General features: G+C 75.3%; 19 protein-coding genes. 9 read left to right on the top strand and 10 right to left on the bottom strand.

The window, feature by feature from the left end; translation table 11 throughout:
* Together ACR807_RS20735 and ACR807_RS20730 are read left to right on the top strand one after the other, a co-directional pair.
* A partial coding sequence (locus ACR807_RS20735) for a carbohydrate kinase family protein (protein ID WP_438923016.1) occupies nt 1–811 on the top strand: 811 nt, incomplete at its 5' end.
* Nucleotides 812–906: 95 nt separating this feature from the next.
* Entirely contained in the window at nt 907–2,001 is a 1,095-nt protein-coding gene (locus ACR807_RS20730) for a winged helix DNA-binding domain-containing protein (RefSeq protein ID WP_438923015.1), read from the top strand.
* Between the two features lie 9 nt (nt 2,002–2,010).
* On the opposite strand, the gene ACR807_RS20725 is transcribed toward ACR807_RS20730, so the two are convergent.
* The gene (locus ACR807_RS20725) at nt 2,011–4,167 is read right to left on the bottom strand and encodes an ATP-binding protein (RefSeq protein ID WP_438923014.1); all 2,157 of its coding nucleotides are present in this window, start codon (nt 4,165–4,167) and stop codon (nt 2,011–2,013) included.
* Nucleotides 4,168–4,420: 253 nt separating this feature from the next.
* Between ACR807_RS20725 and ACR807_RS20720 the strand changes: the two genes are divergently transcribed.
* The gene (locus ACR807_RS20720) at nt 4,421–6,727 is read left to right on the top strand and encodes a helix-turn-helix transcriptional regulator (RefSeq protein WP_438923013.1); all 2,307 of its coding nucleotides are present in this window, start codon (nt 4,421–4,423) and stop codon (nt 6,725–6,727) included.
* A 31-nt stretch (nt 6,728–6,758) separates the two neighbouring features.
* Here the strand turns inward: ACR807_RS20720 and ACR807_RS20715 are convergent, their stop codons facing one another.
* The 3 genes from ACR807_RS20715 to ACR807_RS20705 all read right to left on the bottom strand — a co-directional run bounded on the left by ACR807_RS20715 (nt 6,759) and on the right by ACR807_RS20705 (nt 9,034).
* Nucleotides 6,759–6,932 (bottom strand): hypothetical protein, encoded by a 174-nt coding sequence (locus ACR807_RS20715; RefSeq protein WP_438923012.1) that lies wholly within the window; start codon nt 6,930–6,932, stop codon nt 6,759–6,761.
* A 4-nt stretch (nt 6,933–6,936) separates the two neighbouring features.
* Entirely contained in the window at nt 6,937–8,178 is a 1,242-nt protein-coding gene (locus ACR807_RS20710; RefSeq protein ID WP_438923011.1) for a cytochrome P450 family protein, read from the bottom strand.
* 376 nt (nt 8,179–8,554) lie between these two features.
* Nucleotides 8,555–9,034, bottom strand: coding sequence for a MarR family winged helix-turn-helix transcriptional regulator (locus tag ACR807_RS20705; protein WP_438923010.1), 480 nt, complete (start codon nt 9,032–9,034; stop codon nt 8,555–8,557).
* A 70-nt stretch (nt 9,035–9,104) separates the two neighbouring features.
* Between ACR807_RS20705 and ACR807_RS20700 the strand changes: the two genes are divergently transcribed.
* The 6 genes from ACR807_RS20700 (at nt 9,105) to surE (ending at nt 17,780) form a co-directional block, all read left to right on the top strand.
* Nucleotides 9,105–10,157 (top strand): LLM class flavin-dependent oxidoreductase, encoded by a 1,053-nt coding sequence (locus ACR807_RS20700; protein WP_438923017.1) that lies wholly within the window; start codon nt 9,105–9,107, stop codon nt 10,155–10,157.
* 56 nt (nt 10,158–10,213) lie between these two features.
* A complete protein-coding gene (locus ACR807_RS20695; protein ID WP_438923009.1) occupies nt 10,214–10,840 on the top strand; it encodes a hypothetical protein in 627 nt (208 codons plus the stop codon).
* A gap of 181 nt (nt 10,841–11,021) precedes the next feature.
* Nucleotides 11,022–14,819: a Pls/PosA family non-ribosomal peptide synthetase gene (locus ACR807_RS20690; protein WP_438923008.1), complete on the top strand. Its 3,798-nt coding sequence runs from the start codon at nt 11,022–11,024 to the stop codon at nt 14,817–14,819.
* Nucleotides 14,816–16,084: a M1 family metallopeptidase gene (locus tag ACR807_RS20685; protein ID WP_438923007.1), complete on the top strand. Its 1,269-nt coding sequence runs from the start codon at nt 14,816–14,818 to the stop codon at nt 16,082–16,084. Before ACR807_RS20690 ends, ACR807_RS20685 begins: the two co-directional genes overlap by 4 nt.
* Nucleotides 16,085–16,113: 29 nt before the next feature.
* Nucleotides 16,114–17,034: a PfkB family carbohydrate kinase gene (locus ACR807_RS20680; RefSeq protein ID WP_438923006.1), complete on the top strand. Its 921-nt coding sequence runs from the start codon at nt 16,114–16,116 to the stop codon at nt 17,032–17,034.
* On the top strand, nt 17,031–17,780 hold the full coding sequence (surE, locus tag ACR807_RS20675; RefSeq protein WP_438923005.1) for a 5'/3'-nucleotidase SurE: 750 nt from the start codon (nt 17,031–17,033) through the stop codon (nt 17,778–17,780). The genes ACR807_RS20680 and surE overlap by 4 nt, the downstream gene beginning before the upstream one ends.
* Nucleotides 17,781–17,790: 10 nt before the next feature.
* Here surE and ACR807_RS20670 read toward each other — a convergent pair whose 3' ends face one another.
* The 6 genes from ACR807_RS20670 to ACR807_RS20645 all read right to left on the bottom strand — a co-directional run bounded on the left by ACR807_RS20670 (nt 17,791) and on the right by ACR807_RS20645 (nt 24,681).
* A complete protein-coding gene (locus tag ACR807_RS20670) occupies nt 17,791–17,928 on the bottom strand; it encodes a hypothetical protein (protein WP_438923004.1) in 138 nt (45 codons plus the stop codon).
* Between the two features lie 129 nt (nt 17,929–18,057).
* Entirely contained in the window at nt 18,058–20,298 is a 2,241-nt protein-coding gene (locus tag ACR807_RS20665; RefSeq protein WP_438923003.1) for a rhamnogalacturonan lyase family protein, read from the bottom strand.
* 213 nt (nt 20,299–20,511) lie between these two features.
* A complete protein-coding gene (locus tag ACR807_RS20660) occupies nt 20,512–22,335 on the bottom strand; it encodes a DUF6807 family protein (protein ID WP_438923002.1) in 1,824 nt (607 codons plus the stop codon).
* Entirely contained in the window at nt 22,332–22,868 is a 537-nt protein-coding gene (locus tag ACR807_RS20655) for a hypothetical protein (protein WP_438923001.1), read from the bottom strand. Before ACR807_RS20655 ends, ACR807_RS20660 begins: the two co-directional genes overlap by 4 nt.
* The gene (locus tag ACR807_RS20650) at nt 22,865–23,698 is read right to left on the bottom strand and encodes a carbohydrate ABC transporter permease (protein WP_438923000.1); all 834 of its coding nucleotides are present in this window, start codon (nt 23,696–23,698) and stop codon (nt 22,865–22,867) included. Before ACR807_RS20650 ends, ACR807_RS20655 begins: the two co-directional genes overlap by 4 nt.
* Nucleotides 23,695–24,681, bottom strand: a complete 987-nt coding sequence (locus ACR807_RS20645) for a carbohydrate ABC transporter permease (protein WP_438922999.1) — start codon at nt 24,679–24,681, stop codon at nt 23,695–23,697. Before ACR807_RS20645 ends, ACR807_RS20650 begins: the two co-directional genes overlap by 4 nt.
* Between the last annotated feature and the right edge of the window lie 3 nt (nt 24,682–24,684).

The following is a 24,684-nucleotide window of genomic DNA, read 5'->3' as shown; positions in this document are numbered from 1 at the left end:
GTCGTGGAACCGGCTGGTCGAGCTGGACCGCCTGCCCGACGCCCGCCCGCAGACCGTGTTCGCCTCGCGCCACTGGACGGCGGTCGGCGGCACGTCGGCGGGCAAGGCGCTCAACCTCGCCTCGCTCGGCGCGGACGTGGTGCTGCGCACCGTCGTGGGCGACGACGAACCCGGTCGCGCGGTGCTCGCCGTGCTGGCCGACGCCGGGGTCGAGGTGATCGCCGAGGTGGTCGACCAGCCCACCGAGCAGCACCTGAACGTGATGGACCCGCGCGGCGGGCGGCTGTCGATCTACCTGGAGCTGCCCGGCCTGGACGCGCCCCGGCACGACGAACGGGCGCTGGCCGCGCTCGCGGCGGCCGACGTGGTCGTGGTCGACCTCGCCGAGCACTCCCGGCCGCTGCTGACCGCGCCGCGCGGGGCCGGCGTGCCGCTGTGGACGGACCTGCACGGCTACGACGGCGCGCAGGGGTTCCACCGCGACTTCCTCGACGCCGCCGACTTCTTCACCCTCAACGACGACGGGTTCGCCGACCGCGACGCGCTGCTGGCGTTCCTGCGCTCCACCGGCAAGCCCGCCGTGGCCACGCTCGGCCCGGACGGCGCGGTCGCCCTGGTCGACGGCGAGGTGCACCGCGTGCCCGCGGTCCCGGTCGCCGAGGTCGTCGACACCAACGGGGCGGGCGACGCGTTCTTCGCCGGCTACCTGGTGGCCCACCTGGGCGGCGCGGACGTGCCCACCGCCCTGGCCGCGGGCGCCGAGCAGGCCGCGAGGGCGCTGGGCTCCCCCGGGCTCGCGCCCGGCACGTGAACTGCCGTCCGGCACGTGAACTGTCAAGGACTTGCTGAAAACCCTTGCAAGGTCTTTCCTCTCCCTACCGTGCCGCCGAGACGGAGAGGGACGACATGGACGGCGTGACCGCGCGGCAGGGCGACACCGCCGCGCAGGCCGGGGACGACGGGGCCCCGGTCGGCGGGGCCCTCGACGGCGGGGCAGGTGTCCCGGCCCCGTCCACGTCGGCCGACGACCGGGCGAGGGCGCTGCGGATGGGCGCCCAGCGCCTGACGACCCCCGCCCGCTCGCTGGACGAATTGCTGCGCGACGTGCTCGCCGTGCAGGCGCAGGACCCGACCGCCGCCGGGCTCGCCGTGCGCGCCCGCACCACCGGTGTCGCCCCGGCCGACCTACGCGAGGCGCTCGCCGCCGGCGACGTGGTGCGCACCTGCGCGATGCGCGGCGCGGTGCACCTGCTGCGCCGCGAGGACGCCGGGTGGCTCGTCGCGCTGCTCGGCCCGGTGAACGTGGCCCGCACCCGCCGCCGGCGGCTCGACCTGGGACTGGACGACGCGCTGTGCGGCCGGGCCCTGGACGCGCTGCGCGAGGTGCTGACCGAACCCCTGACCAGGCAGGAGGTGGTGCGGCGGCTCGCCGGGGCGGGCGTGGTGGTCGACCCGGGCGGCGAGGCGCCCGCCTACCTGCTGGCCTACGCCGCGAACCGGGGCGTGGTGTGCGCGGGCGAGGGCACCTACCGGCTGGTCGCCGGGGACGACGAGGTCGAGCCGCGCGGCGTGGACGAGCTGGTCCGCCGCTACCTGCGCGCCCACGGGCCGGCCACGGTCGAGGACTTCACCGCGTGGAGCGGGCTGCCCGCCGGCGACGTGGCCGCCGCGTTCCCCGTCGACGAGCTGGTCGAGGGCGAGCACGGCTGGCGGCTGCCCACCACCGACGCCGACGCCGGCGAGCTGGACGGTGTGGTGCGCCTGCTCGGCCCGTTCGACACGTTCCTGCTCGGCTACCGCGACCGCGGCCTGCTGCTCGACCCGGCCGACGCGCCGTTCGTGCTGCCCGGTGGCGGCGGCCCCGTCCCGCACGTCGTGGTGGACGGCCGGGTGCGCGGCTCGTGGCGGCGGCGCGACGGCCGGGTCGTGGTCGAGCAGTTCGGCCACATCCCGGTGTCCGAGCTGGACGCCGAGGTCGAGTCGGTGCTCGCCTGGGCGTGATCCGCCGGCTCAGGCGGTCCCCAGGGCGGCGAGCCGTTCCCGCAGGTTCGCCGCCCGCCCGTCGCCGAAGGCGGTGAAGATCGCCAGCGCCTCGCGCCACACCGCCGCCGCGCGCGCCGCGTCGCCGACGTGCCGCAGCGAGACGCCCAGGGCGTCGAGGGTGGCGGCGTGGTCCTGCGGCCGGCAGGAGTGGTGCTCCCGGTCGAGGGCCAGCTCGCACAGGGCGATCGCCGCGCCGTGGTCGCCGGCGCCCTGCCGGACCCGCGCCGACCGGGTCAGCACGTAGGACTCGTGGCCGACGTGGTCGGTCCGGCGCAGCAGGGCGAGGCTCCGCTCGACGTGCCGGCCGGCCCGGTCGTGCTCGCCCAGTCCGCTGTACGCCGCGCCGAGGTGGCACTCGGCGAGGTACTCCAGCCGCCCGTCCTGCGCGCCGGGGGCGAGCGGCAACACCGCCAGCAGGTGCTGCACGGCCTCGGTGAACAGCCCCCGGTCGACGCACAGCCAGCCCAGGTGGTGCAGCACCTCCGCGACCAGCCCCGGTTCGCCGGTGCCGCGCGCCAGGGCCAGGGCGGCCCGCATGACCTCGTCGGCCTCCCGGACCTCGCCGTCGAGCCAGAGCTGGAGGGCCAGGTGCTGCGTGAGGCGGCACTCGGCGGCGCGGTCGCCGAGCCGGCGGGCGGCGGCCAGGCCGGTCCGGCAGACCTCGACCGCCTCGTCCCGGGACGTCCACAGGCCGAGGACCGCCGCGGCGACGCGCGCCAGGGCGACGGTCGACCGGTCCAGGCCGTGACGCGCGGCCTCGCGGGTCACCGGGAGCAGGTTGACGACCTCGCGCCGCGCCCAGGCCCACGTCTCGGCGGGGTCGGCGAAGGTCACCTCGGGCGCGGCGTTCGCGTCCGGTTCGGGGACCCCGAACCACTCGGTGAGCATCGGCGCGACCGCCGCCGCGGCGGTGACGGCGTGGTGGGCGTACCACTCGACCAGGTTCCGGCGGGCCCGGTCGCGCGCCCCGGCGGACTCCTCGCGGGCGGCCCGGTCGGCGGCGTAGGCGCGCAGGAGGTCGTGGAGGCGGTAGCGGTCGCGGGCGATCGGCTCGACCACGTGCGCCTCGCCCAGGGCGGCGAGCGAGCGCCGGGCCGAGGCGAGACCGACCCCGGCGAGGGCCGCGGCGGCGTGCAGGTCGATCTCGGGGCCGGGGTGCAGCCCGAGCAGGCGGAACACCCGCGCCTCCTCCGCCCCGAGCAGGCGGTAGGACCAGTCGAACACCGGGCGCACGGCGGTGCGCTCGTCGTGCGGGACGCTCAGCGCCTCCCAGCGCCCCTGGTCGCCGCGCAGCTCGGCGACCAGGTCGGCGAGCGTGAGGTGCGGGTGCGCGGCGACGCGCCCGGCGGCGATCCGCAGCGCCAGCGGCAGCCGGGCGCACGCCCCGATCAGCTCGACCACCGCATCGGGCTCGGCGTCGGCCCACGAGGGCCCGAGGACGGTCCGCACCAGCTCCAGCGCCTCGCCCGGGGTGAGCAGGTCCAGCGTCACCCGCGTCGCGCCCTCGCCGACCACCAGCCCGGTCAGCCTCGCCCGGCTGGTCACCACCACCAGGCAGTCGGGGTCGCCGGGCAGCAGCGGTCGCACCTGCCCGGCGGAGTGGGCGTTGTCCAGCACGACCAGCACCCGGCGGCCCGCCAGCACCGACCGGTAGCACCCGGCCCGCTCCTCCGGGCCCGACGGGACCCGCTCCGGCGGCACGCCGAGCGCACCGAGGAACCACCCCAGCACCTCGCCCGGGTCGGCGGGCGCGCCGGGGGCGTAGCCGCGCAGGTCCACGTACAGCGTGCCGTCGGGGAACCGGTGCTGGACGTCGTGGGCCCAGCGCACGGCCAACGCGGTCTTGCCCACGCCGGCCGTGCCGTCCAGCGCCGAGATCACCACCGCGCCGCGGTCACCGCCCCCGTCGCGGTCGAGCAGCGCGTCGAGCGCGGCCAGGTGCTCGACCCGGCCGGTGAAGCCGCGCACCACCGGCGGGAGCTGACGCGGCACCCGCGGGTGGTCGGGCCGCCACGCGGCCAGCGAGACGTGGCCGATGGACCCGGCCTGCACGACGGGGCCACCGCTCCCCCCGTCGACCGCGTTGCGCACACCCGGGTCGCGCACGGCCGGTTGATCGTCCACGGGACGTGAGTCTGTCGTCCCCCGGCGAGCGCGCCCAAGTGCGGCACCGCGAACACCACCCTCCCGGACTACCGCCCCACCGCCCCGGACCCCGTCCGCGCGGTCCGCAACTCCTTGCGGCCGCCGGCGCGGGTCACGGCCGTGCGGCGGACCGACCAGGGGTTGCCGGCGGAAAAGGGTGCAACGATGTGCGGGACGGCCTGTTTTGTCGATCTCACGGGACTGTCACGCGCGCGTGTCGTACGGTGTCCCGATGACCGAGCGGGGAGCCGGAGTCGGGGGCGTGCCGCGCGCGCTCAGCTCGTTCGTGGGGCGCAAGGAGCTGCTGGCCGAACTGCGCCGGCGGATCGGGACGGCCCCCCTGATCACGCTCACCGGCGTCGGCGGCGGGGGCAAGACCCGGCTGGCGCTGGAGCTGGCCGCGCAGGTGCAGCGGGCCTACGACGACGGCGTGCGGGTGGTCGAGCTGGCGCCGGCCCGCGGCGGCGACCCGGAGCTGCTGGCGCAGGTCGTGCTCAGCGCGGTGGGCGTGCCGGACCAGGCGACGACCACGCCGCTGGAGACCCTGGTCGAGTACCTCAGGCCGCGGCGGGCGCTGCTGGTGCTGGACAACTGCGAGCACCTGGTCGAACCGGTCGGGCACCTGGTGCGGGCGGTCCTGGGTGCGGCTCCGGGCGTGCGCGTGCTGGCCACCAGCCGCGCCCGGCTGCGGGTGCCCGGCGAGGTGCTGGTGATGGTGCCGCCGCTGGAGGTGCCCGCCGAGGACGCGCCGCTGGACCTGCGCAACGAGTCCGCCGCGCTGCTGGTGGACCGGGCCGAGGCGAGCGTGCCCGGCTGGCGGGTCACCGAGGACAACTGGCCGGACGTCAAACGGGTGCTGCGGCGGGTCGCGGGCATCCCACTGGCCGTGGAGCAGGCCGTGGTGCGGATGCGGTCGATGCCGGTGGAGCTGCTGGCCGACCGGCTCGACGACGTGATGCGCGTGCTGACCGTGAACGACACGACGACCGTGCCGCACCACCGGACGATGCGCGCGCTCATCGGCTGGAGCCACGACCAGTGCACGCCCGCCGAGCGGCTGCTGTGGGCGCGGCTGTCGGTGTTCGAGGGCGGGTTCAGCCTGCCCGCGGCCGAGGCGGTGTGCGCCGGGGACGGGCTCGACGCCGTGGAGGTCGCCGACGCGCTGGCCGGGCTGCTGGACAAGTCGATCGCCCTGCCGTCGGCCGACCGCAGCCGCTACCACCTGCTGGAACCGCTGCGGCAGCACGGCGCGGCACGGCTGCGCGCCTCCGGCGAGGTGCTCGACGTGCGGGCGCGCCACCAGCGGTTCTTCCGCGACGAGGCGGCCCGGCTGGCCGCCGCGTTCACCGGGCGCAACGAGGCGGTGCTGCTCGACGCGGTGGACCGCGACATGGCCAACCACCGGGTCGTGCTGGCCGACCTGATCGGCGACCCGGGCACCGCGCACGCGGGCCTGCAGATGAGCGTGGACCTGGCCCGGACCCGCTGGTACACCTACGCGGGCCGATTACCGGAGGAACGGCTGTGGCTGGGCCGCGCCCTCGCCGCCGTGCCGCCCGCCGCGGACCCCCTGAGGGCCAGCGCGATCGCGCTCGACGCCTGGATCGCGCTCTGCCTGGGGGTGGAGCGGTCGCAGGTCGCGCGCCGGGTGGACGAGGCGGCGGACCTGGCCCGGTCGGTGGGCGTGCCGCTGCCGGCCGTGACGTTCGTGCGGGGCGCGTTCGCGGTGCTGGCCCTGGGGTCGGTGGCCGGCGTGGAGCTGCTCCGGCAGGCGCACGCCGAGTTCGGCGCGCTGGGGCCCGACTTCGCGGTGGACGAGCACCTCGCGCACATCCTGCTCACCGTGTCCCTCGTGCTGCTGGGTTCGCGGGACCAGGCCGAGCCGGCCGCCGACGAGTTCTTCGCCTCCTGCGAGCGCCTCGGCGCGCCGTGGGGGCTGAGCTGGGGGCACTGGTGCCGCGGCGTGGTCGAGACCCGGTGGGGCGACCCGGAGCGGGCCCTCGACGTGCTGCGGGAGGGCCTGCGGGTGCAGCGGGCGATCCGCGACAAGTGGGGTCCGCTGTGGACGATCGAGGGCCTGGGCTGGGCGTACGCCGAGGCCGGTCAGGCGCACGCGGCGGCCCGCATGCTGGGCCTGGCGCACGGCCTGCACCGGGTGACCGGCGTGCGCGTCGACGGCCTCCTGCCGTTCGCCTCGCACAGCGCCCGCGCCGCCCGGCGCGCCCGCGCGGCGCTCGGCGACGACGCCTACGAGCGCGCGTGCTCGGCGCGGGCCGACTCGGTGGAGAACGCCCTGGCCGCGGTCCTGGACGTGGACGTCGAGGACGAGCCCGCGGCCGCACCGCGCCCGGGCGGCCTGACCCCGGCGGAGTGGAACGTGGCCCGGCTGGTCGGTGACGGCCTGTCGAACCCGGAGGTGGCGAGCCGGCTGGTCATCTCCCCCGCCACCGTCCACACCCACCTGACCCGCATCTACCGCAAGCTCGACATCGCCAACCGGCACCAGCTGATCACGCTGCTGGCGGGCATGGCGGACTGAGGGCCGGCCCGGCGATCGGGTCGGCCTTCGGTCAGCCCGGCGGCGGGGACGCGGCGGGGAGCACCACCACGCGGGTCAGGGCGGCGGCCGGCGGGGCGGTGTCCGGGGACAGCAGGCAGGACACCGCCGAGCGGCACCAGCCGATCACCTTGACCGCCGGCCTGGTGGGGACCCGGGTGTGGGGTTCGCGCAGTCGCACCGACATGGGGTCACGGCTCCAAGCGGACGGGGAGCGAGGAGAAGGTGTTCGGCACGACCTTGTCGTCGCGCTCCAGCCCGCCGGCGTCGGCCGTGAGGCGGACCTCCGGGTAGCGGGTGCGCAGGGCGGTGAGGGCGGCCCGCGCCTCGATCCTGGCCAGGTGGTTCCCGAGGCAGTAGTGGACGCCGTGGCCGAACGAGGCGTGCCCCAGGGCGGCGTTGCCGGTGGTCGGCCGGCGGGTGGGGTCGAAGCGGCCGGCGGTGGGGCCGTGCACCGACGGGTCGCGGCCCGCGGTGCCCAGGCCGATCATCACGAGCGCGCCCTCGGGGAGCACGCCGCCCGGCAGCTCGACGTCGGCGGTCACCAGGTAGTGCGGGGTGACGCGGGTCGGCGGGTCCCAGCGGACGGCCTCCTCGACCGCGGCGGCGACCCCGTCCGGGGTCAGGGCGTCCCAGCCGCCGGGCACGGAGAGCAGGGCCGCGGCGGTGTTGCCGATCAGGCCGCCGGTGGTCTCGTGGCCCGCGATGACCAGCAGGATCGCGGTGGTCAGCAGCTCCTCCGGGGACAGCCGCTCGCCGTCGAGCTCGGCCTGCGCGAGGGCGCTGAGCAGGGCGTCGTCGGGCCGTTCGCGCTTGTACTCGACGAGGCCCGCGAGGTAGCCGAACATGGCGTCGGAGGCGGGCACGACCAGGTCGGGGCGCTCGGTCATCATCGCGGCGGTCCAGCGGTTGAGCTGCTCGCGGTCCTCCTCGGGCACGCCGAGCAGGTCGCAGATCACCGCCAGCGGCAGCGGGAACGCCAGCCCGCCGATCAGGTCGGCGTCCTGCGGCAGCGCGCTCACCAGGTCGTTCGCCGCCTTCTCCACGGCCGGGCGCAGCGCCTCGACGCGGCGGGGCGTGAACGCCTGGGACACCAGGGCGCGCAGCCTGCGGTGCTGGGGCGGGTCGGTGTTGAGCATCGAGGGGCCGATGATCCGGGTCAGGTCCGTCGGGCGGCCCTTGGCGGCCAGCTGGTCCTGCATCGCGTTGCGCAGGCCGGCGGCGTCCTTGGACAGGCGCGGGTCGTTGAGCAGCGAGCGGGTGACCTCCAGGCCGGCGGTGGTGACCAGCACCTCCAGGCCGTTGGGCATCTCCGCGGCGTGCGCGGGGCCCAGCGCGGCCAGCGCGTCCTCGTGCGCGTGGTGCTGCCAACCGCGCAGCGGGCCGCCCAGGAGGGCCTGCCGGTCCGGTGCGAACTCAGCGGTCAGCTGCACGTCATCTCCTCGCGAACGGGTTCCTCGTCGGCGTCCACCGTCGGGTGTCCACTGTCGCGAGTGCGCCACCGCCCGCGCATCCACCGGTCTCCGTATTCGCGGTGACGGGGTACGGAGGTCGGTGGACGTCCCGCCCGCCGGCGGGATACGGAAGTGGATACGGAAGGTTGCTGATGCGGGCGCGCACACGTACGCGGGAGGCTGAAGGGTGTTCGGCACCCCGACGGCCGAACGCGACCGGGCGGGACAGGCGGGTTGGCCGCCGTCCGGTATCCCGGGGGGGCGGAGAGGGGGCCGCGTCACGCGGCCCCTTTTTCCGGGTCCTCTTCCGTACCTTCTTCCGGGTTCTCTTCAGGGCCCTCTTCAGGGCACCGGGTCAGTCGTCCCCTTGGGGTCGGTCGTCGCCGGTGACCCGGTCCAGGACGCGGTGGAGCACCCGGTCGAGGACGTCGACCTCCTCGGCGGACAGGCCGTCGAACAGGTAGCGGCGCACCGCCTCGACGTGCCCCGGCGCGGCGGCCTCGATCGCGGCCCGCCCCTCGGGGGTCAGCCGCACCATCGAGCCGCGGGCGTCCTCCGCGCACTCCTCGCGCACGACCAGCCCGCGCTTCTCCATCCGGCCGATCTGGTGCGACAGCCTGCTGCGCTCCCAGCCGACCAGGATGCCCAGGTCACGGGACCGCACCACGCCGTCCGCCGCCTCGGAGAGGGGCACGAGCAGGGAGTAGTCGGCGTTGGACAACCCCGAGTCGCGCACCAGCTGCCGCTCCAGCGCGCTGTGCAGTTCGCGCTGCACCGCGAGGTACGCCTGCCACACCGCGGCCTCCCGCCCGTCGAGCCACCGTGGTCCGCCCATGCGACCACGCTAGCAAGATGTTGACGTGTCATCAATGACGCGCTAGCTTGTTGATGTGTCCACAAAAGGTATGCAGCTCGGGGTCTACAGCTTCGGTGACCGTCACCCCGACCCCGTCACGGGCGACCAGGTCCCCGTCGCCGACGCGCTGGCCCAGAGCCTGGAGCGGATCAGGCTCGCCGACGAACTGGGGCTCGGCTTCTACGGCCTGGGCGAGCACCACCTCCCCCAGTACTCGATCTCCAGCCCCGGCACGGTGCTGGCCGCCGCCGCGAGCGTGACCCGCGACATCACGCTCAGCAGCGCGGTCACCGTGCTCAGCACCGAGGACCCGGTGCGCGTCTACCAGCAGTTCACCACGCTCGACCAGCTCAGCCGCGGTCGCGCGGAGCTGCTCGCGGGCCGCGGCTCGTTCACCGAGTCGTTCCCGCTGTTCGGCGCGAGCCTGGAGGACTACGACGAGCTGTACGAGGAGAAGCTGGCGCTGCTGCTGCGCCTGGACCGGGAGGACCCGATCACCTGGTCGGGCAAGTTCCGCGCGCCGCTGGAGAACGCGCACGTCTACCCGCGCCCGTACGGGGAGAGGCTGCGGATCTCGGTGGGCACCGGCGGCAACCCCGAGTCCTCGATGCGCGCGGGCCTGCTCGGTCTGCCCGTGGTCTACGCGATCATCGGCGGCGAGCCGGAGCGCTTCGCGCCGCTGGTCGACCTGTACCGGCGGGCGGGCGAGGCGGGCGGCCACGGCCCCGGTGAGCTGGACGTGACGATGAGCGCCATCGGCCTGATCGCCCGCAACTCCCAGGACGCCAAGAACGCCTTCTACCCGTACTGGCTGGAGACCATGAAGTACGGCGCGAAGGCGCGCGGCTGGTCGGTGCCCTCCCGGTCGGACTACGACGCGTGGACCGAGGGCGCGACGTCGATCTTCGCGGGCAGCCCGCAGGAGGTCGCCGAACGGCTCATCTCGGTGGGCGGCCTGGTCGACGCCGACCGCTACGCGATGCAGATGGACTGGGCCGGCGTGCCGCACAAGCTGGTCATGGAGGCGATCGAGCTGCTCGGCACCGAGGTCAAGCCCCTGGTGGACGCCGCGCTCGGCACGCCCGCGAGCGCGGGCCGGTGACGTGGAGGGCAGGTGACGCGGGGGCCGGCGACCCGGGGTCGGGTGACGCGGGAGCCGTGAGCCTCCCGGGCGCCGACGAGGTGCGGACCCACCTGCTCGACCGGGCGAACGACGCGCTGCGGCGGCCCGGCACGCACGGCGGCGAGATCGGGCTGCTGCTGTGCCTGGACGCCGCGGTGTTCGCCCACGGGTTGACGCGGGAGTGGACCGCGTTCCGCGAGGGCCTGGTCGAGCGGCGCGCGGCCAACGGCGCGGGCGTCCGGGGCGGCGTGCACGTCGTGCTGGGCCGGGCGGACGACGACGTGGTCGCCTCGGTGTACGCGGAGTTCGCGCACCGGCACGGCCTCCTGCGCCCCGACCGGCTCCTCGACCCGGACGAGCACGGGCGGCTGCTCGCCTCGGCGCACGGGTGGTGCGACCGCGACCGGGGGCGGCACGAGGTGCTGGACCGGTTCGGGCCGCCGACCGCGCTGCTGGGCGGCCCGAACCCCCGCCACCCGAAGACGCTGCTGTACGGGGCCGCCGACCGCGCCCGGCCGCTGGTGCTGTTCCACCTGCGCGGCGAACCCGGGCGGCCCGAGCCCGTCGTCCTCGCGGCCCGGCTGGGCGACGCCGACTTCCCCGACGGGTTCGCCTTCACCCCGGGTGGCCTGGAGATCACCGCCCGCGATCACGGGCTGTGACCCCACCCACTCGGCCGGGCGTCGATCGGGACGTGCCGGTTAAACCTGGGTAAAGTCGCACGTCGGTGGTTTCGCCGGAGCGACCACCCAGGCTGCTTGACCGGTGCCCGCCGGGTGTGGAGCAGCTCACCCACCACTCGGAGGATCACCCAGTGCGTTCGCGTCCCCCCGGTGCCGGCCGGTGACCATCGCCCCCGACACCGCCCTCCCCACGCTGATCGACACGCCGGCGCGGTACCGCGCCGGCGTCGCCGCGCCCGCGCGCACCCTCGTCGACGTCCTCGCCGACACCGCGCTGCGCCACCCCCACGCCCCCGCGCTCGACGACGGCACCACCGCGTTGACCTACCGCGACCTGCTCGACGAGGTCGACGCGCAGCGGCGCGCCCTGGTCGAGGCGGGCATCGGCGTCGGCGACCGCGTCGGCGTCCGCGTCCCCTCGGGCACGGTGGACCTGTACGTGGCCGTGCTCGGCGTCCTCGCCGCGGGCGCCGCGTACGTGCCGGTGGACGCCGACGACCCCGACGAGCGGGCCGAGCTGGTGTTCGGCGAGGCGGGCGCGTGCGCCGTGCTCGGCGAGCACCGCGCGCTGACGCCGCTGCGCGCGCCGCTGGGCCGCCCCGGCGCGCCCGGTCCCGACGACGACGCGTGGATCATCTTCACGTCCGGTTCCACCGGCAAGCCCAAGGGCGTCGCGGTCACCCACCGCTCCGCCGCCGCGTTCGTGGACGCCGAGGCGCGGCTGTTCCTGCCCGACGACCCGATCGGCCCCGACGACCGGGTGCTGGCCGGGCTGTCGGTGGCGTTCGACGCCTCGTGCGAGGAGATGTGGCTGGCCTGGCGCAACGGCGCGTGCCTGGTCCCCGCGCCGCGCGCGCTGGTGCGCACCGGGTTCGACCTGGGGCCGTGGCTGGTGGAGCGCGAGATCACCGTCGTGTCCACGGTGCCGACGCTGGCCGCGCTGTGGCCGGTGGACGCGCTGGACGACGTGCGGCTGCTGATCTTCGGCGGCGAGGCGTGCCCGCCGGAGCTGGCCGAGCGGCTGGCGGTCGACGGCCGCGAGGTGTGGAACACCTACGGCCCGACCGAGGCCACCGTGGTGGCGTGCGCCGCCCGGCTGACCGGTGAGCCGCCGGTGCGCATCGGGCTGCCGCTGGACGGCTGGGACCTGGTCGTGGTCGACGCGGCGGGCGAGCCGGTGCCGATGGGCGGCTCGGGCGAGCTGGTGATCGGCGGGGTGGGCCTGGCCCGCTACCTCGACGCGGCCAAGGACGCCGAGAAGTTCGCGCCGCTGCCCGCGCTGGGCTGGGACCGCGCCTACCGCAGCGGCGACCTCGTGCGCGCCGAGCCCGAGGGGCTGGTGTTCCTGGGCCGCGCCGACGAGCAGGTCAAGCTGGGCGGGCGGCGCGTCGAGCTGGGCGAGGTGGACGCCGCGCTCCAGGCCCTGCCGGGTGTCGTCGGCGCGGCAGCGGCCGTGCGGAGCACCGGGAGCGGCAACCAGGTGCTGGTCGGGTACGTGGTGCCCGAGGGCGACGCGTTCGACCGGGCCGCCGCGCTGGAGCGGCTGCGGTCCGCGCTGCCCGCGGCGCTCGTGCCGCTGCTGGCCGTGGTCGGCACGCTGCCCACCCGCACCTCCGGCAAGGTCGACCGGGACGCGCTGCCGTGGCCGCTGACCACCGTCGCCGACGACGCCGCGCACGCCGACCTCACCCCCACCGAGGCGTGGCTGACCGAGCAGTGGGCCGAGGTGCTCGGCGCCCGGGTCGCCGACCCCGACGCCGACTTCTTCGCCCGCGGCGGCGGCAGCCTCGCCGCGGCCCGGCTGGTGACGCTGATCCGCACCCGCCACGCCGGCGGCTCGGTCAGCGACGTCTACCAGCACCCCACGCTGCGCGCGATGGCCGCCCGGCTGGACGACCTGGCCGGCCACCTCACCGCCACCCGCGAGGTCGCGCCCACGCCCCGCCGGGCCGGCCTGGTGCAGCTGCTGCTGCTCGTGCCGCTCACCGGCCTGGTCGGGCTGCGCTGGTCGCTGGCGCTCGCCGCCCTCGGCAACGTCCTCGGCATCACCCCGCACGTGTCGTGGTGGTGGCTCGCCGCCGGCTGGCTGCTGCTGGTCAGCCCGCCCGGCCGGGTCGCGATCGCGGCGGGCGGCGCGCGGCTGCTGCTGCGCGGCGTCAGGCCCGGCACGTACCCGCGCGGCGGGGGCGTGCACCTGCGGCTGTGGACCGCCGAGCGGCTCGCCGAGTCCAGCGGCGCCACCAACCTGACCGGTTCGTGGGTCACCCACTACGCCCGCGCCCTGGGCGCGAAGGTCGGCCCGGAGGTCGACCTGCACTCGCTGCCGCCGGTCACCGGGATGCTCAAGCTCGGCCGCGGCAGCGCCGTGGAACCCGAGGTGGACCTGTCCGGCCACTGGGTCGACGGCGACCGGGTGCACATCGGCCGCGTGCGGGTCGGCGCGGGCGCGGTCGTCGGCGCGCGCAGCACCCTGTTCCCCGGCGCGCGGATCGGCAAGCGGGCCGAGATCGCACCCGGTTCCGGCGTCACCGGGTCCGTCCCGACCGGCCAGCGCTGGGGGGGCGTGCCCGCGGCGCGGACCGGCAAGGCGGCCAAGCCCGGTCAGCGCCCGCCGCGCTCGTCGTGGTGGAAGCTCGCCTACGGCCTCACGGCGTCCGCGCTGGGCCTGATCCCGGTCGCGGCGGCGCTGCCCGCCGCGCTGCTGGTGGTGCGCGAGCCCCTGACGTTGTCCTCGGCGCTGCTCGCCGTGCCGCTCGCCACCGCGGTGTGGCTCGGCTCGTACGCGCTGCTGGTGCTGGTGTCCGTGCGGCTGCTCGGCCTCGGGCTGCGCGCGGGCAGCCACCCGGTGCACAGCCGGGTCGCCTGGCAGGCGTGGACCACCGAGCGGCTGATGAGCACCGCCCGGGTGGCGCTGTTCCCGCTGTACGCGAGCCTGTTCACGCCGGTGTGGCTGCGGCTGCTCGGCATGCGCGTGGGCCGCCGGGTCGAGGCGTCGACGGTGGTGGCGCTGCCGAGGATGACCACGATCGGCGACGGCGCGTTCCTCGCCGACGACACCATGGTCGCCACCTACGAGCTGGGCGGCGGGCGGCTGCGCATCGCCCAGGCGCGGGTGGGCAAGCGGGCGTTCCTGGGCAACTCGGGCATGACCGCGCCCGGTCGCGCGGTGCCCAACCGCGGCCTGGTCGGCGTGCTGTCGGCCGCGCCCAAGCACGCCAAGGCGGGCAGCTCCTACCTGGGGATGCCGCCGATGAAGCTGCCGCGCGCGGCCGAGGAGGGCGACCTGAGCCGCACGTTCGACCCGCCGCGCCGGCTGGTGGTGGCCCGCGCGCTGGTCGAGCTGTGCCGGGTGGTGCCGGTGATGTGCCACGTCGCGCTGGTCGTCGGCGTGCTGTTCGCGCTGCGCGAGGTGGGCCCGGTGTTCGCCGGCCCGGTGCTGCTGGCGGCCGGTGTGCTGGCGTGCGCGGTGGCGGTGGCGGCGAAGTGGCTGCTGGTGGGCCGGTTCCGGTCCCGCGAGTACCCGCTGTGGAGCGGGTTCGTGTGGCGCAACGAGCTGGCCGACACGTTCGTCGAGGTGCTGGCGGTGCCGTGGCTCGTCGGCTCGACGGGCGGGTCGCCGGTGACGGCGGTGTGGCTGCGCGCGCTGGGCGCGCGGGTCGGCCGCGGCACGTGGGTCGAGTCGTACTGGTTCCCCGAGGCCGACCTGGTGCGGCTGGGCGACGGCGCGGCGGTCAACCGGGGGTGCGTGGTGCAGACGCACCTGTTCCACGACCGCATCCTCCGCATGGACGAGGTGGGGCTCGCGGCGGGCGCGACGCTCGGACCGCACGGCATCGTGCTGCCCGGGGCGTCGGTCGGCGCGCACACGACGGTGGGCCCGGCGTCGCTGGTGATGCGCGGCGAGCACGTGCCGGCGGGCACGCGCTGGCTGGGCAACCCGATCTCCGCCTGGCGATGACGGCGCCCTACCTGGCCGACCACGGCGACGCGCGCTACCGGGTCGCGCACTACGACCTTGACCTGGAGTACCGGCTCAGCGGCCGGCTGTCGGGGCGGGCGGTGCTGTCCGCCACCGCCGACGGGCCGTTGGGCACGGTGGTGCTGGACTTCGCCGGTCCGCCCGTGCAGCGCGTGCTGGTGGACGGGCGGGCGGCCCGCTACGCGCACGGCGGCGGCAAGCTGCGGGTGCGCCCGGCGCGCCCGGTCGAGGGCCCGTTCACCGTCGAGGTGCGCTACGCGGGCGCGGTGCGGCCGGTGCGCACCCGGCACTGGGGCGAGCTGGGCTGGGACCAGCTGACCGACGGCGCGCTGGTGGCGAGCCAGCCGGTCGGCGCGCCGTCCTGGTTCCCGTGCAACGACCTGGTGCGGGACAAGGCGACCTACCGGATCGCGGTGACCACCGCCTCGCCGTACGCGGTGCTGGCCAACGGGGTCCTCGTCGACGGGCGGGTCGGCGGCAGCACCACGCGGTGGGTCTACGAGCAGGCCGAGCCGATGGCGGCCTACCTGGCGTCGGTGCAGATCGGCGTGTACGAGCGGTTCGCCCTGGCCGACGGTCAGGAGGTGGCCGCGCCCGCCCGGCTGCTGCGCGCCGCCCGGCACGACTTCGCCCGCCAGCCGCGGATGGTGGAGGTCTTCGAGGAGCTGTTCGGGCCCTACCCGTTCCGGACCTACCAGGTCGTGGTGACCGACGACGAGCTGGACGTGCCGGTGGAGGCGCAGGGCATGTCGGTCTTCGGCGCGAACCACGTCGACGGGCGGCGCGGGTACGAGCGGCTGGTCGCGCACGAGCTGGCGCACCAGTGGTTCGGCAACGCGGTGGGCCTGGCCGACTGGCGCGACATCTGGCTCAACGAGGGCTTCGCCTGCTACGCGGAGTGGCTGTGGTCGGAGCGCTCGGGCGGCCTGACGGCGGCGGTGCAGGCGCGGCGGGCGCACGCCCGGCTCGCCCGGCTGCCGCAGGACCTGCTGATCGGCGACCCCGGCGTGGCCGCCCTGTTCGACGACCGCGTCTACCAGCGCGGCGCGCTGCTGCTCCAGGTGCTGCGCGAGCGGGTGGGCGACCCGGACTTCTTCGCGCTGCTGCGGGACTGGACCACGACGTTCCGGCACCGCACGGCGACGACCGCGGACTTCGAGGCGGTGGCCGCCCGGCACACCGCGCTGCCGCTGGACGCGCTGTTCCGCTCCTGGCTGGGAGACGTGCGGCTACCCGGGATTTGATCAGTTCGAATTGGGGTAGATGTCCGGTTATGACGGGTCGAGTAGCGGTGTTCGCACCGTCACCGGAGTTGACGGTGACGGTGGAGGAGTTGGACGGCTCGCCGGACATCCACGTCCACGCGGGCGGTCAGGGTGTGTGGCAGTCGCGGATGATCGCGTCGCTCGGCGCGGAGGTCGTGCTGTGCGCCGCGCTCGGCGGGGAGACCGGTCACGTGCTCAAGCACCTGATCGGCGTGGAGCTCAGGTCGCGCGACGTCGCGGCGCGCAACGGCGGGTACGTGCACGACCGGCGCGACGGCAGCCGCGACGAGGCGGTGCGGATGCCCGCCGACGCGCTGACCCGCCACGAGCTGGACGACCTGTACGAGCTGACGCTGGTGGAGTGCCTGGCCGCGGGCGTCGCGGTGCTCAGCGGACCGGCCGCGGACGACGAGCCGGTGCCCGACTCGGTCTACGAGCGGCTCACCAAGGACCTCGGCGGCAACGGCTGCCGGGTCGTGGTGGACCTGTCGGGCGGGCGGCTCGCCGCGGCGCTCAAGGGCGGCCCCGAGGTGGTGAAGGTCAGCCACGAGGAGCTGGTGTCCGACGGGCTGGCGAAGTCCGACTCGCTGCCCGACCTGGTCGACGGCGTCCGCGAGCTGGCGAAGTGCGGTGCGCGCGCGGTCGTCGTGTCGCGGGCCGCCGAGGAGACCCTGGCGCTGGTCGAGGACTCGTTCTACCTGGTCGAGTCGCCCGACCTGTCCCCCGTGGACACGCGGGGCGGCGGCGACTCGATGACCGCCGGGCTGGCCGCGGGCCTCGCGCTCGGCAAGTCGCTGGAGGAGGCGCTGAAGCTGGGCGCGGCGGCCGGCGCGGTCAACATCACCCGGCACGGCCTGGGCACCGGCAGCGGAGAGGTGGTGCGAGAACTGGCGGAGCGGGTAACCCTCACCCCGTGGGAGCACGAGTGAGGGTCCTGATCACCAACGACGACGGCATCGACTCGCCGGGCCTGCTGGCCCTCGCGCGCGGCGCGGTGGAGCACGGGTGGGACACCGTGGTCGCCGCGCCCGCCCGCGAGTCCAGCGGCACGAGCGCCGGCCTGACCGCCGCCGAGGACGACCGGCGGGTCAAGGTCGAGCGGCGCGAGCTGCCCGGCCTGCCCGACGTGCCCGGCTTCGCGGTCTCCGCGCACCCCGGCCTGATCGCGCTGGTGGCCGCGCAGGGCGCGTTCGGCGACCCGCCGGACGTCGTGCTGTCGGGCGTGAACCGGGGTGCGAACGTCGGCCGGGCCGTGCTGCACTCCGGCACGGTGGGCGCGGCGCTCACCGCCTCCATCAACGGGGCGCGCGCGATGGCGGTGTCCCTGGACGTGGGGCTGGAGTCGGGCGCGACGCACCACTGGGACACCGCCGTCGCGGTGGCGGCGGGGCTGTTCGACCGGCTCGCGGCGCTGCCGCCCGGCGCGGTGCTCAACGTCAACGTGCCGAACGTGGCCGACGCGGAGCGGGTCGGCGAGCCGGAACGGGCCGGGCTCGCCGAGTTCGGCGCGGTGCAGAGCCGGGTCAAGGACACCGACGACGGGTCGATCGACCTGACCTCGGTCGTGGTGGAGGGCGACCTGCCGCCGGGCAGCGACGCCGCCCTGCTGGCCGGGAGTCGCCCGACGGTGACCGCGCTGCGCTCGGTGAGCGAGGACGCCGACCTGGAGTTCTAGTCGCGGTGCCCTAGTCGTCGTCGAGCCGCTCCGGTGTGCTGTCGGTGCGTTCGGCGTCGGTGCGGACCAGCGCGTCCTCGGCGCCGGCCACCAGGTCCGGTCCGCCCCACTGCCGGCCCTCGGACTGGCCCAAACGGTGCTTCGCCATCGTGTGCACTCCCCTCGATCCGGGAGGGAGTACCCCGTTCGGACGGGTTCACACCACGAATGGCCGATGGCCTGCTCCACGTGGAGCAGGCCATCGGCGTCCGACCCGGTCAGCGGGCGTGGTGCCCGGTCAGCCGGCGTAGTGCACGTCCGGCCACGGCGGCGTGGCCATGCCGTTCCCGATGTGGAAGCTCGGGTGCGGCGGCTGGTTGTAGGCGGTGTTCTGCCAGGCGAGGGCGACCCGGTACATCGTGTCGTGCACGAGGGTCGGGACGCGCCGGTCGGTCTGGTTCGGCGTGGCGTAGATCCGCAGCGCGGTGTTGTCGGTGGTGGGCCAGACGACCTCCTCGCGCCAGTCGCCGAGGATGTCGCCGGACAGCGACGGCGTGGCCTTCGTGCCGTTGTTGGAGTGCACGCCGCTCGCCGTCAGCAGGCGGGTGTCGCCGCTCGTGCCGTACTTGTCGATCCGCGTCTGGTCGAGCAGCTCGCGGGAGGGGTCGCCGTCCCACCAGGCCAGGAAGTTCGACGAGGACGGCTTGCGGCCGACGTTCGCGCCGCTCGGGCTGCGCAGGCTGCCGTCCGCCGACGACCACGACTCGGCGCCGGGGCTGCCCGGGTGGATGTCGGCGGACACGCCGCGCCCGTTGTCGCTGCCCGACGCCGTCGTCCACAGCCGCTGGCCGGTGCGGGCGTCGGCGAACCAGGAACCGGGCTTGGAGGAGTCCTCGGAGACCTTGAAGTACTCCAGGCCCGGCCGGGACGGGTCGAGGTCGCCCACGTGGCCCGCGTCGCCGTGCCCGAGGCCCGTGGTCCACAGGCCGCGGCCGTTGTCGTCGATGGTCGCCGCGCCGTAGACGACCTCGTCGCGGCCGTCCTGGTCGACGTCGGCGATGCTCAGCGAGTGGTTGCCCTGGCCCGCGTAGCCGCCGTTGCCCGAGCTGTTGGAGTCGAACGTCCACCGCTTGGTGAGCGTGCCGTTGCGGAAGTCCCAGGCCGCGACGACGGCGCGGGTGTAGTAGCCGCGGGCCATGATCAGCGACGGCCGCGCGCCGTCCAGGTACGCGGTGCCCGCGAGGAACCGGTCGACGCGGTTGCCGTAGCTGTCGCCCCACGACGAGACGGTGCCGCGCGGCGGGTCGTAGTTCACCGTGGACAGCGCCGCACCGGTCTGGCCGTTGAACACGGTGAGGAACTCGGGGCCGGCGAGGACGTAGCCGTCGCCGTTGCGGTGGTCGGCGGAGGCGTTGCCGATGACCGCGCCGCGGCCGTCCTTGGTGCCGTCGGCGGTCTTCATGGCGACCTCGGCCCGGCCGTCGCCGTCGTAGTCGTAGACCTGGAACTGGGTGTAGTGCGCGCCCGCGCGGATGTTGCGGCCCAGGTCGATGCGCCACAGGCGGGTGCCGTCCAGGCGGTAGGCGTCGACGAAGACGTTGCCCGTCACGCCGGCCTGGGAGTTGTCCTTGGCGTTGGCCGGGTCCCACTTGAGCACGAACTCGTAGTCGCCGTCGCCGTCCAGGTCGCCCACGCTCGCGTCGTTGGCGCTGTAGGTGCTGCCCGGGGACTGGATCGGCACGTCGCGGTAGCCGGAGCCGAACGCCAGCGACGCCGGGGACGCGGCCTGCTCGGTGCCGTTGACGACCGCGCGCACGGTGTAGGAGGCGTCCGCCGGCGCGCCGCCGTCGAGGTGGTTGGTGGAGGCGGTGATCGGCGAGGCGTTGACCTTGGTGGTGCCCCGGTAGACGTTGAAGCCGACGTTCGGCGGGTCGCCGGCGAGCAGCCGCCAGCTCACCAGGTTGGCGCTGCCCGACCGCACGCTCACCAGGCCCCGGTCCAGCCGCTCGACCTGCTTGCGGCCGGTCGGGTCGCCCGGCACCGGGCCGGGGTCCGTCGTGGTCGTGGTGGTCGTGGTGGTCGTCGTCGTGGTGGTGGTCGTGGTGGTGGTCGTCGGGTCCACGCCGCCGGTGCACGTGGTGCCGTTGAGCGCGAACGACGCGGGCACGCCGACGTCGGTGCCGCTCGTCGTGCCGTTGAAGCCGAACGACGCCGTGCCGCCGGTCGGGATCGAGCGGTTCCAGTCCACGTTGGCGGCGCTGACGCTCGCGCCGGACGCGGTGAACGCCGCGTTCCAGCCCTCCGAGAAGCGCTCGGCGCCGGGGAACGCCCAGGTCAGCGTCCACCCGTTCACCGGGTCGCCCAGGTTCTTGATGGTCACGGCGGCGGAGAAGCCGCCCTGCCACCTGTTCTGCACCACGTAGTCGACGCCGCAGCCGGGGGCCGCCGAGGCCACCCCCACCGCCGCCAGGCCGCCCACCAGTGCGCTGATCGCCGTGGCGGCGGCGATCGCCCGCACTCGGAACGAGTTCGTGAGCACCGTTGCTCCTTCATCCTCGATTTTCTGGGAGCGCTCCCAGAAACGCACCGGGAGAGTCTCCTGCCGTCACACATGAGAACACCGCCCCCACCCACCGTCAAGGATGAAACGATTCATCGTCTCGGTAGTCGAACGCATTCGATTCGAACTCCGGCCAGCGTCTCAATTGGGTGTAACGCTTCAATAACTCGACGCACACCCAGGGTGTGGGGCTCAGGGCACGTGCACGCCGTCGCGGAACGCGACCCGCACGGCCACCTCCCGCTCCTCCCCCGGTCGCAGCACGAGCGGGCGGTCCCAGGCCAGCGCCGAACCGACGCCCTGGTACTGGGTGACCCGGACGAACCACGGGTCGGTCGGCCCGGAGAGCACGGCCGTCCAGGGCCGGTGCGGGTCGGCGACCACGACCGCGAGCCACGGCGCGCTGCGGCCGTTGACCTCCTCCTCCCCCGCGCCGTTCGGGCTGAACACCCGCACGGTCAGGGGGTCGAGGTCGGGCAGCCGCCAGAACCAGCCGCCGTAGCCCGCGCCCGCGCGGCCCTTGCTGCCGGGGCTGTGCAGGACCGCCCCGGACCGCGCGGACAGCACGCTGGTCCACTCCAGCTCCCAGCCGCCCTCGACGACCCGGCGGCGCAGGCGGCGGCGTTCGCGCACCAGCTCCTCCCCCGCCGAGTCGCACCACGCCAGCTCGCCCGGCCCGACCTCGCGGACCACGCCCAGCTCGCCGGGCACGTACCCCTCGCCGGGCACGTAGTTGCGCCCGCCCCACAGGTTGACCCCGTTCACGTCGGGCAGGGCGAGGCCGATGCCGCGGTGCCACGGGTGGTCGTCGGGGTGCTCGCCGGTGACCACGACCCCGCCGAGCGTGCGCACCGGGTGCAGCGCCGGCCGGGGCACGACCAGGGGCAGCGGCTCGGCGTCCCAGCCGTACCGGGCGGCGGCACCCAGCGGCGACCACGGCACCTCCAGCTCGGCGAACGTGCTCAGCCGCTCGGCCGCCCTGGTCACCACGTGGTCGACGCCGTCGACGTCCACCCGCTTGCCGGCGCGCCGCAGCCAGCGGGGGTCGACGGGCGCGGGGTCGGGCGCGGTGCGCACGGCCTCCAGGACCCGGGTGAACGCGCCGGTGCCGGACAGCGGCGCGTTCAGCGGCACGCCCGGGTCGGCGAGGTGGTCGAGCAGGTTGCGCAGCGGCGTGTCGTGCCCGTGCCGCTCCTCGACGCCGTCGAGGACCAGCCGGTGCTCGGTGTAGTGCAGCTCGGCGCGCGGGCCGTCGCCGTGCACGACGAGGACCGGTTCGCGCGGCACCTCCGCGCACAGCGTCACCGCGACCACGACGACCGTGCCGCGGCGGGTGCGCAGCCGCAGGCAGGAGGTGTCGTCGGCCTCGATGTCGCGGGCGCGCAGCAGTTCCAGCTCGATGTCGTGGACGTCGTCCACGCCGGTGCTGCCGTCCAGCGCGAGGGCGGTGGCGACGGCGTGCGCGAACGGGTTGGTCAGCGCGCCGTCCACCACGGGCACCCCGTCGAGCGTGCGGCGGCCCGCCCACGGCGCGCGGGTGTAGTAGGCGTCGTCGCGGGACCACGTGCCGTGCACGCCGATGCCGCGGACCACGCCCAGCGCGCCGGAGCGCACGAGCCCGCGCAGCCGCCGCAGGGCGTGCGACCCCAGGCTCTGGAAGCCGACCTGCACGACCCGGCCGCGCGACCGCTCCACCAGCTCGTGCCAGTCGGCGAGGGTGGGCGTGGGCGGCTTCTCCAGCACCAGGTGCAGCCCGGCGTCGAGCACGGCGTGCGCGAGCGGCACGTGCGTGTGCATGGGGGTGGACACGATGCCGATGTCCGCGCCCGCCAGCAGCGGCGCGAGGTCGGGGCCCACCGGTCGGTCGCGGATCAGCCGCCGCGCCTCGGCGTCGAGCGCCCCGATCTCGCACACGCCGGCCAGCTCGACCCGCCCGGCGGCCTCCAGGGCGGCGATCTCGCGCAGGTACAGCCGCCCGTAGCCGGCGGCCCCGGCGAGCACCACGCGGGGCGTCACCGGCGCTCCACCGCGACGGCGGCGAACACGAGCAGGCCGGGCGCGACGACCGCGAACGCGGGCGCCTGGCCGACCACCAGCGCCGCCACCGCCACCGCGACCACCAGGTAGGCGTAGCCGCCCGGGTCCCGCGACGGCGACGCGAGCAGCACCGCCCACCGGTCGCCGGGACGCCACCGCGCGGCCGTGCGCAGCAGCACCAGGACCACCGCGGCGAGCAGCAGCCCGATCACCGGTCCCAGCACGGGCGCGCCGGGCAGGCCGCCCGCCAGCGCCAGCACGTCCAGCGCGCCCACCACCAGCACGGCGAGCGGCACGAGGACGGCCACCGGGTCGCGCAGCACGCGGCCCAGCAGCGCGGCGAACCGGCGCGCGGTCGGCGTGCGGCCCTCGTCGACCAGTTCGCGCAGCAGCACCGCGCCGGCCGCGAGGGCGGGCACGGCGGTGAGCACCGGCAGCGCCGCGACGCACACCAGCACCCCGATCAGCAGCACCTCGGCGAGCAGCGCCACCCGGCGCACCCCGGCGCTCACCCCTTCAGCCCCGAGGTCGCCACGCCGTCCACCAGGAAGCGCTGGAAGGCCAGGAAGAACAGCCCGATGGGCAGCAGCGCGAGCACCGACATCGCGAACATCGGCCCGAACGCGGACTGCGTGGCCTGGTCGACGAACAGCTGGAGCGCCAGCGGCAGGGTGAACTTCTCCGCGTCGTTGAGGTAGATCAGCTGCGAGAAGAAGTCGTTCCACGTCCAGATGAACGTGAAGATCGCCGTGGTGATCAGCGCGGGCCGCAGCAGCGGCAGCACGACGTGCCGGAACACGCCGACCGGGCCGCAGCCGTCGAGCGTGGCGGCCTCGTCCAGCTCGCGCGGCAGGGTGCGGATGAACTGCACCATGAGGAAGACGAAGAACGCGTCCGTGGCCAGGAACTTCGGCAGGACGAGGGGCCAGAACGTGTTGACCATGCCCATCTGCTGGAAGATGACGTACTGCGGGATCAGCACGACGTGCTGCGGCAGCATGATGGTGATCATCATGAAGCCGAACATCGGCCCGCGGCCCCGGAAGTGCAGCCGCCCGAACGCGTAGGCGGCCAGCGAGCAGGAGAGCACGTTGCCGATCACCGCGCCGGTGGAGATGAGCAGCGAGTTGCCGAAGTAGTGCAGCACGCCGAACTCGCCGACCCCGTCGAAGACCTGCGCGTAGTTGTCGCCGGTCGGCTCGGTGGGCAGCAGCGCGAGCGTCGACAGCACCTCCGTGGCCGGTTTGAACGAGGTGGAGACCAGCCACACCACCGGGTAGAGCAGCACCAGCAGCACGGCCACCACGAGCCCGTGCCACACGAGGCGTTTCGAGAGCGTCACCTGTTCTCCCCCGCGTAGAACACCCAGCGCCGGGCGCTGCGGAACACCAGCGCGGTGAGCACCGCGACGACCGCGAGCAGCACCCAGGCCATGGCCGAGGCGTAGCCCATCCGGAAGTCGGTGAAGCCGCGCTGGTAGAGGTACAGCGGGTAGAGCAGGGTCGAGTCGCTCGGCCCGCCGCGCCCGCTGCTGACCACGAACGCGCCGGTGAACGCCTGGAACGCGTGGATGGTCTCCAGGACGAGGTTGAACAGGATCACCGGCGACAGCATGGGCAGCGTGACGGACAGGAACCGCCGCCCCGGGCCCGCGCCGTCGATGGCCGCCGCCTCGTACAGCTCCCTCGGCACCTGCTTGAGGCCCGCCAGGAAGATCACCATCGGCGCGCCGAACTGCCACGCGGCCAGCGCGACGAGCGTGAGCAGCGCGTACCGGGGCTGGTCGACCCAGCCGCCGGTGTCGATGCCGAGGGCCGCGAGGCCCTTGTCCACGGTGCCGTCGGTGGCGAACAGCGCCCGCCAGGCCAGGGCCACGCTGACGCTCGCGCCCAGCAGCGACGGCGCGTAGAACGCCGACCGGTACAGCCCGACGCCGCGGCGCGGCCGGTTGAGCAGCAGGGCCACCGCGAGTGCGAGGGCGAGCTTGAGCGGCACGGAGATCAGCACGTACTTCGCGGTCACCCCCGCGGCGTGCCAGAACCGCTCGTCGCCGCTGAACATCGTCACGTAGTTCTCCGCGCCGATCCAGTTCGGCGGCGAGAACAGGTCGTAGTCGGTGAACGACAGGTACAGCGAGGCGATCATCGGGCCGATGGTCAGCAGCGCGGCGCCGACGATCCACGGCGACAGGAACAGGTAGGCCACGCCCTGGCCCCGCCGTCGACGACCGGGCGCGGGCGTCGGCGGTCCACCCGGGAGCGGCGGGCCGATCACGCCCGGCGCGCCGGTGACGGCCGGGGTGCCGGTGGAGACGGACTGGCTCATCGG

This window comes from Saccharothrix sabaoui, assembly GCF_051756985.1.
Taxonomy (GTDB): Bacteria; Actinomycetota; Actinomycetes; order Mycobacteriales; family Pseudonocardiaceae; genus Actinosynnema.
Note: the sequence above shows the minus strand (reverse complement) of the source record. Positions and strands in the feature narration are given on the sequence as shown.